9 protein-coding genes are annotated in these 12,914 nt (G+C 37.7%); all 9 read left to right on the top strand.

Translation table 11 applies throughout. The features are described 5' to 3' along the window. Nucleotides 1-144: 144 nt before the first annotated feature. The 9 genes from BUA76_RS02630 to BUA76_RS02590 all read left to right on the top strand — a co-directional run bounded on the left by BUA76_RS02630 (nucleotide 145) and on the right by BUA76_RS02590 (nucleotide 12,903). Nucleotides 145-1,494 carry a sigma-54-dependent transcriptional regulator gene (locus tag BUA76_RS02630; protein ID WP_072883258.1) on the top strand — a complete coding sequence of 450 codons (1,350 nt, stop codon included), beginning with the start codon at nucleotides 145-147 and terminating at the stop codon, nucleotides 1,492-1,494. Between the two features lie 3 nt (nucleotides 1,495-1,497). After that, nucleotides 1,498-2,652, top strand: a complete 1,155-nt coding sequence (locus BUA76_RS02625) for an FIST signal transduction protein (RefSeq protein ID WP_072883257.1) — start codon at nucleotides 1,498-1,500, stop codon at nucleotides 2,650-2,652. Continuing rightward, entirely contained in the window at nucleotides 2,642-5,809 is a 3,168-nt protein-coding gene (locus BUA76_RS02620) for a PAS domain S-box protein (RefSeq protein ID WP_072883256.1), read from the top strand. Before BUA76_RS02625 ends, BUA76_RS02620 begins: the two co-directional genes overlap by 11 nt. Before the next feature lie 123 nt (nucleotides 5,810-5,932). After that, nucleotides 5,933-6,370, top strand: a complete 438-nt coding sequence (locus BUA76_RS02615; protein ID WP_072883255.1) for a response regulator — start codon at nucleotides 5,933-5,935, stop codon at nucleotides 6,368-6,370. 4 nt (nucleotides 6,371-6,374) lie between these two features. Further along, complete coding sequence (locus BUA76_RS02610; RefSeq protein ID WP_072883254.1) at nucleotides 6,375-7,106, top strand: polysaccharide biosynthesis/export family protein; 732 nt, start codon at nucleotides 6,375-6,377, stop codon at nucleotides 7,104-7,106. Nucleotides 7,107-7,114: 8 nt separating this feature from the next. After that, nucleotides 7,115-9,262, top strand: a complete 2,148-nt coding sequence (locus tag BUA76_RS02605) for a GumC family protein (protein WP_072883253.1) — start codon at nucleotides 7,115-7,117, stop codon at nucleotides 9,260-9,262. Then, on the top strand, nucleotides 9,259-10,485 hold the full coding sequence (locus tag BUA76_RS02600) for a lipopolysaccharide biosynthesis protein (RefSeq protein WP_072883252.1): 1,227 nt from the start codon (nucleotides 9,259-9,261) through the stop codon (nucleotides 10,483-10,485). The genes BUA76_RS02605 and BUA76_RS02600 overlap by 4 nt, the downstream gene beginning before the upstream one ends. After that, nucleotides 10,476-11,594, top strand: a complete 1,119-nt coding sequence (locus tag BUA76_RS02595) for a glycosyltransferase family 4 protein (RefSeq protein ID WP_072883251.1) — start codon at nucleotides 10,476-10,478, stop codon at nucleotides 11,592-11,594. Before BUA76_RS02600 ends, BUA76_RS02595 begins: the two co-directional genes overlap by 10 nt. 1 nt (nucleotide 11,595) lies before the next feature. After that, nucleotides 11,596-12,903, top strand: coding sequence for an O-antigen ligase family protein (locus BUA76_RS02590; protein ID WP_072883250.1), 1,308 nt, complete (start codon nucleotides 11,596-11,598; stop codon nucleotides 12,901-12,903). Nucleotides 12,904-12,914: the final 11 nt, after the last annotated feature.

Here is a 12,914-nt window from a genome sequence, read left to right as displayed (position 1 = left end):
TGGTAATTCATCTTTCCTTTTATAAATTAATGATAATAATTATTTATAATTTTCGTATTCGTATTATTTTATTGAAAATTATTCTTAATCTGATCAAAAGTTGTTAAATTAGTGATAGTATAAAAACTAAAACCAACCACAATAATGAAAATCTTTTTAGTTGATGATGATCCTTTTTTCGCGGAAATGCTTAAATACTACCTACAGCTAAATCCCGATTATGATGTTCATATCTGCAGTACTGCAAAAGAATGTCTTTCAGCGCTTTATCAGACTCCTGATATTATTTGTATTGACTTCGGGCTGCCTGATCTCCAGGGAGATGAGCTGTTTAACCAGATTAAGAATTTATATCCGGATCTTCCTATTATCGTCATCAGCGGACAGGAAAATATTGAGGTAGCCGTTAATTTTTTAAAGCTTGGTGCGAAAGATTATATTGTAAAAAACGAACATACAAAGGAGCTGCTCTGGAATTCAATCATCAGGCTTAAAGAAAATATTTCCCTAAAACAGGAGGTTAAAGAGCTGAAGGATGAGCTCGGAACCAAGTACGCTTTTGAAAAAACAATCATCGGCCAGAGTGAATCAATAAAAAATACCTTTTCGAAAATAAACAAAGCTTCACAATCCAATATCAATGTTTCGATAACCGGGGAAACCGGTACCGGAAAGGAAGTTGTGGCAAAAGCAATTCATTATAATTCTCCCAGAAAAAGCAAGCCGTTTATAGCGGTGAATATGGCTGCGATCCCGAAAGAACTTGTCGAGAGCGAGTTTTTTGGGCATGAAAAAGGGTCTTTTACAGGAGCGGCGGATAGAGCGTTAGGAAAATTTGAGCAGGCCAACGGTGGAACTATTTTTCTGGATGAGATTGCAGAGCTTGATCTCAATATCCAGAGTAAACTGCTTCGTGCACTTCAGGAAAGAGAGATTACCAGAGTTGGCGGAAATCAGAAAATAAAGCTTGATGTACGGGTCATTACCGCAACACATAAAGATCTTGCTGCTGAAGTTAAGAAAGGTACTTTCAGAGAAGATTTGTATTACCGGATTATAGGACTTCCGATTGAGCTTCCGCCGCTTCGCGAAAGAGAACAGGATGCTTTGATTCTGGCAAGACACTTTATAGAATTGTTTGCAAAGGAAAATAAAAGTAAACCTTTAACCTTGTCGAATGAAGCTAAAAAAAAGCTTTTGTCATACGGTTTCCCCGGAAATGTAAGGGAGCTGAAATCGGTTATTGACCTGGCCTGTGTGATGGCTGATAACGGGGAAATTATGGCAGAAGATATTACTTTTTACAATCTTGAAAAAAAATCTGAGAACTTCCTTAACGGCCAGAAAACTCTGAAGGAATACACCACCGATATCATCTTCCATTTTCTGAAAAAAAATAATAATGATGTCATTAAAACAGCTAAGATACTGGATATCGGGAAATCAACAATATACAATTTGCTGAACCAGACTGAAAACAAAAAAACTCAATAACACATGAAAGTTGCCGAATTACTTTATAAGGACAGAGAATGGAAACTTGAAAGGAATGATGAAAACCTTAATTACGAAAATGCTCAGCTTGTATTGGCTTACGGAGCAAGACATATTATCGAAGATGCCTCTTTTTTTAAGCTCTTAAAAGAAAAATTTCCCGGCGCGGAGATTGCTTTATCATCATCTTCCGGGGAGATTTACGGCAATGATGTTTATGACAATACCGTAGCAGTAACCGTACTCAATTTTGCTACAGCCTACCTGAAAACCTCTCAGATTGATATTACCGATTTTCCGGATAGCTATGAAGCCGGAAGAGTGCTTATGGATAAGCTTCCTAAAGAACAGCTCAAATGGGTATTCATTTTGTCGGACGGAAGCAGCGTCAACGGAAGCCAGCTTGTTGAAGGTATCAATTCTGGACGTCCAGAAGATGTTTTGATTACAGGAGGTCTGGCTGGCGACGGTGATCATTTTGAAAAAACGGCAGTTGGGTTAAACACCGTGGCAGAGCCCAATAAGATTGTAGCAATAGGATTTTACGGCAGCAATCTTGTATTGTCTCATTCTTCATTCGGGGGATGGGAAAGTTTCGGACTTGAAAAAACAGTTACAAAGTCCCGGCATAATATTCTTTATGAAATAGACGGGAAAAATGCCTTGGAATTGTACAAAAAATACCTTGGAAAATATGCTCAGGATTTACCGGGCTCAGCTTTACTTTTTCCGCTGTCGCTTACTTCGGGCGATCATCCTTATCCTGTGGTGAGAACTATTTTATCGGTGAATGAAAATGATAATACGATGGTATTTGCGGGAGATCTTCCGGAAGGCAGTAAAGTAAGGTTTATGAAGGCCAATATAGACCGGCTGGTTGACGCAGCCCATGATGCCGCTAATCAATGTCTTAAGATAGGCCGCCAAAATCCTAAAATGGCAATTATCATAAGCTGTGTTGGCAGAAAACTCGTTTTGGGAGCCCGTACTGCAGAAGAAGTTGATATGGTAAAAGATGTTTTAGGCCCGGATACCTTAATTTCCGGGTTTTATTCTTACGGCGAAATATCACCACTGCGTCCTTTTGATAACGGTGTTTTACATAATCAGACCATTACCATTACCACCATTAACGAAATTACACACCATGGAAATTGAATTTCATAAGCTATTAAGAAGACAAATCGATAAATATCTTACGGAAGACTGCAAAACTCATCCTCAGTTCAAAAGCTTTATCAATGCAGTCAATGAATCGTATAAATCGTTTGAGCGGGACAAAAATCTGATGGATCATGTTTTTAAGCAAAGTGAAGAAGAATATAATGAGATCAACGAGAGCCTCAAAAGTGAAAATATTCTCAAGCAAAAGTCAATTTCAAATCTCTATGAAGTTATTAAAATGCTGGATTCTTCTGTTGAAAATCAGGATTCCGAAGATCTTACAGAGCTTTCTTCCTATGTTTCAGAGCAGCTTAAAAAAAGAATATTTTTACAGGAACAGCTTAACAAACAGCTTGAATTTCAGAATCTTTTAATGGATATTTCTTCCGAATATATCAATATTCCGATTGAAAAGGTATCTCAGAGTGTTAACAAATCCCTTAAAGAAATGTCTGAATTTGTTCACGCAGACCGTGCGTATATTTTCAGATATAATTTTGCTGAAAAAACCTGTTCCAATGTTTATGAATACTGCGGTGAAGGAATTACTCCGCAAATAGACAACCTGCAGGATATTCCTCTTGAAATGATGGATGAATGGGTGGAAATCAACAAGAAAGGAGGAAGCATTTACTATCCGAATGTTGAAGAACTTCCTGAAAGCGATATTAAAGAAATTTTACAGGCACAGGATATCAAAAGTCTTTTTGTTATTCCGGCCATGACGCAGAATGAATGTTTGGGTTTTGTTGGTTTTGATTTCGTGAAACATCATCACAATTTATCGGATACCGAAAAAAACCTGCTCACCATATTTACCCAGGTTCTTGTAAATGTGAGAGAACGGCTCGTACTGGAAAGAAACCTTTCCCGAACCGTAGAAATGCTTAAAAAGCTATTGGCCAATTTACAGTCCGGCATATTAATGGAAGACGAAAAACGTCAGATCATTTTCACCAACGATCTTTTTTGTAATATGTTTAATATACCGGTTTCTGCTGATGATATGATCGGTCTGGACTGTACCAACTCTGCGGAAGAATCTAAAACCTTGTTTAAAGACGAAGAGCACTTTGTTCAGAGAATCAATGAAATCCTTGAAGAAAAGAAAATTGTAACCAACGAGCTTCTGGAAATGAAGAATGGAAAATTCCTTGAAAGAGATTATATCCCTATTTTTATTAATGATCAGTACCAGGGACATCTCTGGAAATACACTGATATTTCTGAAAGAAAAAGGGCTGAAGATCATCTCAGAAGACAGGAAGAAAAATATCGCAACATTATTGCCAATATGAATCTGGGACTTATTGAAGTTGATAATAACCAGATGATTCAGTACGCCAATCAAAGCTTTTGTGAGGTTTCGGGCTTTGAAGCTGATGAACTGATCGGGAAAAATCCGTCTCAGCTTTTCCTTTATGGAGAGAATAATATGAAGTTCCTGGAGGAGCAGATCGAACTAAGGAAAAAAGGTGTTTCTAGTGTGTATCAGCTTCCTGTAAAGAACAAGCGCGGAGAAATAAGATGGTGGGCAATAAGCGGCGCACCCAATTATGATGACCAGGGAAATCTTCTCGGTTCTGTAGGAATTCACCTGGATATCACAGATCAGAAAAAACTGGAAGAGGAGCTGAAACTCCAGCGGGCCAAGGCTCTTGAAGCCTCTAAAGCAAAAGAGGTTTTCCTCGCTAATATGAGCCATGAAATCAGAACGCCGCTCAATGCCATCATAGGATTTCTTCGTGAACTGAAAAGGGTAGGCGTAAATGGTTCGCAACAGGAATTTTTAGATTACAGCTATAATGCTTCCCAGCATTTACTATCCATTATCAACAATATTCTTGATATCTCAAAAATAGAATCCGGCGAGATGCTGCTGGAGAATAAAAACTTTTCAATAAGAGAAAGTGTTGAAAATGTAATTACGATTCTCAAACCTAAAGCGCAGGAAAAAGGTTTGATGCTTACCACGTCATTTTCTGATAAACTCTATCCTGTTTTTAAAGGAGATCCCTCTAAAATAGAACAGGTTTTGTACAATATTATAGGCAATTCACTCAAGTTTACCAATCAGGGGAAAATTGCAGTTGATTGTAAAGTGCTGCAGGATCTACCTCATCAGCAGACATTTTCAATCTGCATTACTGATACAGGCATTGGGATGAGTGAAGAATATATCAGGAGTATATTTAAAAAGTTCAACCAGGAAGATAGTTCTATCTCCAGAAAATATGGAGGCACCGGATTAGGAATGTCTATTACTAAAGAACTCATTCATCTGATGAAAGGAGAGATTGACGTGAAAAGTGAGAAAAACGTAGGAACTTCAATTACCATTCAGCTTGTACTTAATAAAGGAATCGAAAAATTAAACCAGGAAGATTCTCCAGAAAATGAACAGATTGTTTTGGATGGCACACGGATATTATTGGTTGAAGATAATGAGCTCAACCAGCTCGTTGCTGAAAATTCTCTGAAGCATTACAATTGCCTGGTAACAAAGGCTGATAATGGAAGAATTGCCGTGGAAATTCTTGAAAAAGAACAGTTTGATATTATTTTAATGGACATTCAGATGCCGGAAATGGATGGTATTGAGGCTACCCAGATTTTACGGGAAGAGATGGGAATCAAAACACCGATTATTGCGCTTACTGCTAATGCTTTTAAAAGTGAAATCGACAAATGCATCAGCATCGGGATGGATGATTACATTACCAAACCTTTTGCGGAAGAAAGTCTGATTACCATTATTGATAAGCATATCAGACCGCAGAAGAATCAATCAGATGCAGTACCGGTAAAGGAGATCGCTTATGATTTAACAGGCATTCGAAAGCTGGGGCAGGGGGATGAAGCGTTTATTAAAAAAATTATAGCATTATTCATTACCCAGACTCAGGAACTGCTTCCACAGATAGAGTCTGCGTTCAACAACCAAAACTTTGCAGAAATTGCCAGGATTGTACATAAACTCAGACCAAGTGTGGAAGCGGTGGGCATAACATCCATATCTTCGGAAATGAGAGAATTGGAAGTTTCGGCGAAGGAGCAAAGCATGGAAATCTCCAAGCTGTATTTATTGTTTGAAAAAATCAAAAATACACTTATGAATGCAATTGCACAGATGGAAAAAGATCATCTGTAATCATCCGAAATCAGGATTAAATTCCATATTATGGAAATAGATAAAAATATATAATATTGTAAATCAGTTTTTTATGTAAAAGGTACGATTGTGGAGAAGGTGATTCTATAAATTAATTATAAAATGGAAAACACTCACAATCTGAAGCTTTTTATTGTAGATGATGACCAATTCTGCTCAAGTATGTATGAGCGGTATTTAAAAAATCATCATTATAGTGATATTACCATCTTCAGCAACGGCACAGAATGCCTCAACGCGCTTTATCTTAAACCCGATATCATTTTCCTGGATCACAACATGGAGGACATCAACGGTTTTGAAGTCCTGAAGAAAATAAAACGTTATGATCCGAATATTTATGTAATTATGGTTTCGGCACAGCAAAGTATTGATACTGCTGTAGATACCCTTAAATATGGTACTTTCGATTATTTGGTGAAAGGAAATGAGGTCTGCGAAAAAATGAAGGAGACCATAGAAAAGATTGTAAGCATCAGGCAGGAAATGAATCAGAATAAATTTAAAACGATCAGAAGGTTTTTCTCATTTTTATTTTAAAGTTATGCTGAAGAAATTAATCATTTACGCAGCTGTTTTACTGTCGGTGCTTTCCTGCAAAACGTACAACGTTCTGGAAGAAGATAAGGCTACACGGAATATGCAGGATTTCAGTTTTGATCCGTCTTATCAGTACAGAATCCGGAAAGATGATAAAATCACCTTATCGGTTTGGGGGCAGGATGATCTCAGTGTAGGTTCGGTATACGGAATCTATAATTCCAATGAAGTGTACGGAAAATGGCTGCTCGTGGATGCCGGCGGAAATATTGAAATTCCGAGGCTGGGAACTACGCCGGTGATCGGGAAATCCGTTCCGGAACTTAAAGAAGAAATAAAAAACAAGCTGAAAAAATGGCTGGTAAATCCTATTGTTGATGTGAAAGTGCTCAACAAGGAAATTGCAGTGATGGGAGAAGTGCGAAATCCTGCGGTAATTCAGGTTGATAAAGACCAGAATACGCTGCTTGAGCTTGTCTCCAAAGCCGGAGGTTTTGAAATGTATGCCAACCTGAAATCAGTCAAAATATTAAGACAGGAAGGCGAAAATGTGCGGGTAACCAATATAGATCTTACCCAGATGAAGGATGTTCCCAATCAGAATATTGTACTGCACCCCGGAGATTACATTATCGTTCCTTCCAAAAAAAGCAAAGATTTCGACAAGAGAATTTCTACGATTATCCCTTTTGCTACGGTTACTTCTGCTGCGGCAATATTATTCGGACTGTTATAACGATTACCATGAACAACGAGAATGTAAGATTTCTAAAACCTCTGTTAAGAGGTCTTCCCATTGTAATTGCCGTGATGGTGATTTCCGTTCTGGGTGCAAAAAAATACCTGAACTACGTTACCCCGATGTACGAAAGTACGGCAAAACTGAAACTGGCAGACACCCAGGAAGGGGTTCCCAGTGCCAATCTTTTTAAAGATTTTGATGTCTTTGCTTCGCCCAATAAAATCAGCACTGAAATTGAAGTCCTTAAATCAACTTCTTTAATTGAAAAAACACTCGGAAAATTACCTTTTTCAACGGAAATATACCGGAAAGGGAAAGTTCGTTCCGTAGAATTATTCAACGATTCCCCCATTAAGGTAGAAGCAACTTTTAATGATAAAAAAAACTATGATAAAAAATTCCAGCTTATTGTCAATTCCCAAAATCAATATACTTTATTGGTACCGGATTCATCAAAAGAAATAAAAGGAACTTTTAATAATCCGGTAAACATCAAAGGCGGAAAAATACTCATTTCAAAAAATGAAGAATATTTGTCGGGAAAACGGGACGCAAAAATTATCGATCAATATGAATTTGAATTTCTGAGCAGGGAAAAACTTTTAGATAAAATCAATAAAGATCTGGACATCGTTTCGGTTGATAAAGATGTTCCCGTTATCAGGATCAATTTTAAAAGCAATGTACCGGAAAAGGCCTCACTTTTTGTGAATACGCTGGCTGAAACTTATATTCAGGACTATATCGAAAACAAATACCGCGCGGCCAATACCACCGTAGATTTTCTTAAAGGTGAAATCGGTGAGGCTAATAATAAACTTGCCAGTGCCGAAAACCGAATCGAAAATTACAGGGAAAAGGAAAATATTATCAACATTCCGCAGGAAACCGAAACAGATCTCAGGAAGATTGCACAGCTGAAAATTCAGAAAAGCAATATTAAGATGAACCTTGATGCCATAAAAAATCTCAACAGCTATGTCGAAAAAGGAAAAGATAATTTTCCTGATCTGGCCACGAATTTTGAAGCATTCAACGATCTTCTTTCCACGGAAATGATCAAAAATATCAAACAGTTGCAGGCTGAAAAGAAAGAACTTCTTCTTACCTATACTCCTGAACATGAAAAAGTAAAAACCATTGATGCTAAAATAAAAGATCTTACCGATTACCAGATCGAAAGCATTAAAAACACACAGAATAATCTCCAGATCAAATATAATGACCTGAACCGCGATATCAACGTTGCCGAACAGGCTTTTGTAGGCTTGCCGGAAAAAGAAAAGCTGCTCAACATCATGAACCGGGAATTCAACCTGTATGAAAAAAACTATAACTTTCTCAACGAAAAAAGGATAGATGCGGAAATCGCCAAATCTGCCAAGATTTCTTTCCATAAAATCATTACCAGAGGAGAGCTTCCGGAACATCCGGTTTCGCCCATGCGTTCCATCATCATTATTGTTGCTGCTATTGTCGGGATGATCGGTTCCATCATATTGATTTATGGAGTTCATTTTGCCAAAGCCAAGGTAAATGATATTTATACCATCGAAAAAAACAGCGCCATCCCTGTTGCATTTGCTACGCCGTATATCAAAGATAAAAACCAGGTACTACATCATTTCCTTGAAAATATTCTGGAGATGGATCTCAAAGGAATGCTTAAAGAAAAAAATATCATCTGTCTTACTTCTTATGACGATGCCGCGCAGCATGCTTTCCATGCAGAACAGATGATAAAGGCTTTAAAAGCACAATCCAGGAAAATATTGGTAGTGGATGTTGCCGGAACATTGAAAAATAAAATCGGGGATCATTACATCAATTTTTCAGCAGAAGAGAATCTTCAGCATACCGCTCACGAAATGGAAGAGATCATCCGCCGGAATATGGGAGATAAGGATCTCTGTGTCATTAATAATCAGGCTGTTAAAAAAGGAAAGCTTCCGCTTTTGTTCCTGAAGTTTGCCGACCGGAATATTTTCCTGCTGGACAGCCGAAAAACTGCCGCACGAAATATCATGAATATAGAACTCCTGAAAGATGAATACCAGCTTGATAATCTATGGTTTGTCCTAAACAAACAAGGATACAACCCAAGCCTGATCACCACAATGATGAAGATGCTGAAAAAATTCAGATCATGAACAACATTTTTAAAATCGTACAAAGACATCCTTTTCTTGTCCTGACTGACCAGATAATATTCAGCGGATCTAATTTTCTGCTGGCATTTCTTCTGGCCAGAAAGTTAAGCATTTCTGATTTTGGTTTTTTCTCAACGGTTCTTTTAGTAACGTATCTTTTGGTCTCGGTTTGTAATGCGCTTATCGTACAGCCATTTCAGATTCTCGCGGCAAAAGAATTCGGAAAAAAATCCCTGGGGTTTGTATTTCAGGCTACACTGCTTTTGATATTGATTTTTGCTCTGCTGATGTTTTCGTCTGCATTTTTACCGTTTTCCAGGTTAATAATTTTTCAGGATCATATTCTTTCAATTATCATTTTCGTGTCAGCGTACATTTTGCAGGATTTTTTGAGAAAAGTTTTGCTAATAATGGACCATGTTCAGCTTGTGCTTTTCATGGACAGCATTTTTATTCTTGTTTTTCCTTTAATGATTATTCAGGAAAATCTTTCGCTTGATAAAAGTTTATTGATTATTGGATTAGTCAATTGTATTGCTTCTCTGCCGGCAATCTGGTATATCATCAGGAATTCGGATTTAAACATTAAAAATTCCGCGCTCTGGAAGTATCACTGGAATGCCGGAAAATGGCTGGTAAGTGCATCATTTTTACAATGGTTTTCATCCAATTTTTTTACGCTTGCTGCCGGAATATATTTAGGGATCAGCGCTTTGGGAGCACTACGCCTGGTGCAGTCTCTTTTTGGAGTCATCAACGTTTTATTGCAGACGGTTGAGAATTATTATATTCCCAAAACGGCAAAGCTATACTACGAGGATCAGGAATCAGCAAGAAAAAAACTGTTTAAAAATATGAGACAATGGATAACGGTCCTGGGAATAATTATCGGATTATTTTTCATCTTTTCCCAACCGCTTATTGCTTTGCTCGGTGGTGAAAAATACCGCGAATATGGATTTGTCATAAAGCTTGTTTCGGTTCTGTATCTTTTGATTATTTACAGTTACCCGACACGGATTTCGATCAGGGTTTTGGAACAAAATAAGGCATTTTTTACCGGATACTGCATTTCGTTTGTGTTTTCTTTAATGAGCTTTCACTTTTTATTACAATTCGGAGGATTATACGGAGCGGTTGGCGGACTTGCCATGAACCAACTGCTGATGATTGCTTACTGGAAAATTCTTCTCAACAAAAAAAAGCTTTCACTATGGACATAGTACATCTTATATTAGGAAAAGCAAACCCTGAAAAAATGAACGGCGTGAACAAAGTCGTTTTCAACTTTGCTTCAAAACAGGCATTAAATAAGATGAATGTAGAAGTTTGGGGAATTTCGGAAAACACGGAAATCAATTATCCTGAAAGAATATTTACGACAAAAATTTTTAAAAGAAGGAGAAATCCTTTTTCAATTCCGGAAAATTTAAAAAAAGAAATCCTTCAAAGCGGAAAAGATACCATATTCCATATTCATGGCGGATGGATTCCCGTATTCTCTTCATTAAGCCGTTTTTTAAAGAAAAATAACCGCAGATATTTGATCACACCGCATGGTTCCTATAACGAAATTGCGATGAAAAAAAGCAGATTTATTAAAAAGCTCTACTTCGGATGGTTTGAAAAAGAAGTCATTACCAATGCCGAAAAAATTCACTGTATCGGAGAAAGTGAAATTGAAGGGCTTCAAACGCTCTACCGTACTGATAAAACGGTTTTAATTCATTACGGATTTGAAAAAATACAATCGGATCTTAATGCAATTTCTTCTAAAAAAGACATCATTTTCGGTTTTGTAGGCAGACTTGATATGTACACAAAAGGACTGGATCTTTTGATGGAAAGTTTTGCCGCATTTTCAAAGCAATATCCGGAATCGAAACTGTGGATTATAGGAGACGGTACTGAAAAAGAAAAGTTTCATCAGATGATTATTCAATATAATCTGCAACAAAAAGTACAACTTCTGGGAAGTAAATTCGGAGAAGAAAAAAATGACCTGATCAGGAAAATGGACGTTTTCCTGCATCCTTCAAGAAATGAAGGCCTTCCGGTGTCTGTGGTTGAAGCGGCCGCTTTCGGGAAACCGTGTATCGTGACAAAAAATACCAATGTGGGGCATCTTATCAAACAATATCATGCAGGAATTTGCATAGCGTATCCTGATACAAAACTACTTACCGATGCTTTAATTACATTACACGATATCTGGCAGAAAAATAATTCTGAATATCAAAGAATGAGCGATAATGCCCTGAAAATGGTGGATGAGGCCTTCGACTGGAACACCGTTCTCCGTGAAATGAACAAAAAATTATACACCTTCTAAAATGCAAATCCTGGCTTCCGAACATCAGCGTTTTCTCAAAAAGATCAACAATCAGCTTTTTATCATTCTGCTGCTTATGGTGGCTTGTTTTTTTACATGGAGCGAAAATGTAGCCATTACGAGAGCGATAAAAGTTGTCGGTAGAATGGGAGTCATGATTTCATCCATAATGGTCTACTATAGAATTATTTCTTACGGAGGTGTCAATTCTCTGGTGTATAAAAATATTTTTTCACCGGTTTTATATATGGCCTATCTCTTTTTAGGATTTGTATCATTCTCCTGGAGTACCAATCCGGGATTCAGTGCTTTGCAGTGGTTCATGACTTTTCAGAGTTTTGTTTTTGCCTATTTTTTTGTGAAGAGTTTAGCAATACTTGATGTATATTTTGAAGGCCATTCAATACGGCTGTACCATCTTTTAGGAAATACGGTTTTCGTACTTCAGCTGGTTTTTGTAATCGGGATGTGGACGAATCCGGATGTCTTTTTCCGCCTTACCGACGGTGGGGAAGAAGCCCGCCTGGGGGGAACTTTAATGAATCCCAATGAGCTGGGAATGCTTGCCGGAGTAGGCTGTGCCTGCCTGATTTTCGATCTTTATAGGTTTAAAAATAAAGTCTGGACCATCATCAAAATTGTCATTATATTATATGCATTATACATGACGGGTTCAAGGTCTTCGCTTATCGGTGTCCTGTTGATCATATTTTTTCATGTCAACCAAACCAAACGGAAAGGACTGAAGTTCGGAATTATTGCTGTCGTTATGGCAATAGCACCATTTGCCGTTTACACAGTAATCCTGAAAGGCGGAGACCAGTCCAGGCTGGAAGAAGTAATGAGCCTTACCGGAAGACTGCCTTTCTGGCAGGCCCTGATCTCAGAAGGATTGCCGCGAGAACCGCTTTTAGGCTTTGGTTTTATGAGGATTGACTATAAAGAATTCTTTCAGAGTGCGCATACCTATCCTGGGAAAATGACGCACAATACTTTCATGCAGGTATTGATGAACCTCGGTTTTATCGGTTTTACCATTGTCCTTTTTCAGGTGTTCTTCACCGTTAAATCCATACTTTCCGCACAGAAGGAACTGAAGCTTATGCTGATCGGGATTCTGATACCTATCATCATTAATTCTTTCACCGAATTCGGCATCTTTGGTGAAAGTAATTACGGGATATTGTTTTACCAAATTATTATTTTCTCAATTGCATTCCGCAATAACAATCATCTTACAAGACTTCAGAGAATAATTCTTCAAAAGAAAAGACCGGATCTTATGGTTGAAATGAAGTTTAAAAATTAGACTTTATTCCA

Source organism: Chryseobacterium takakiae (assembly GCF_900129385.1).
Taxonomy (GTDB): Bacteria; Bacteroidota; Bacteroidia; order Flavobacteriales; family Weeksellaceae; genus Chryseobacterium; species Chryseobacterium takakiae.
This window is presented reverse-complemented; position numbering and strand designations above follow the sequence as displayed.

Coding starts and splice junctions, on each gene's coding strand:
- BUA76_RS02630 (WP_072883258.1), top strand. CDS start 145: ATGAAAATCTTTTTAGTTGATGATGATCCTTTTTTCGCGGAAATGCTT.
- BUA76_RS02625 (WP_072883257.1), top strand. CDS start 1,498: ATGAAAGTTGCCGAATTACTTTATAAGGACAGAGAATGGAAACTTGAA.
- BUA76_RS02620 (WP_072883256.1), top strand. CDS start 2,642: ATGGAAATTGAATTTCATAAGCTATTAAGAAGACAAATCGATAAATAT.
- BUA76_RS02615 (WP_072883255.1), top strand. CDS start 5,933: ATGGAAAACACTCACAATCTGAAGCTTTTTATTGTAGATGATGACCAA.
- BUA76_RS02610 (WP_072883254.1), top strand. CDS start 6,375: ATGCTGAAGAAATTAATCATTTACGCAGCTGTTTTACTGTCGGTGCTT.
- BUA76_RS02605 (WP_072883253.1), top strand. CDS start 7,115: ATGAACAACGAGAATGTAAGATTTCTAAAACCTCTGTTAAGAGGTCTT.
- BUA76_RS02600 (WP_072883252.1), top strand. CDS start 9,259: ATGAACAACATTTTTAAAATCGTACAAAGACATCCTTTTCTTGTCCTG.
- BUA76_RS02595 (WP_072883251.1), top strand. CDS start 10,476: ATGGACATAGTACATCTTATATTAGGAAAAGCAAACCCTGAAAAAATG.
- BUA76_RS02590 (WP_072883250.1), top strand. CDS start 11,596: ATGCAAATCCTGGCTTCCGAACATCAGCGTTTTCTCAAAAAGATCAAC.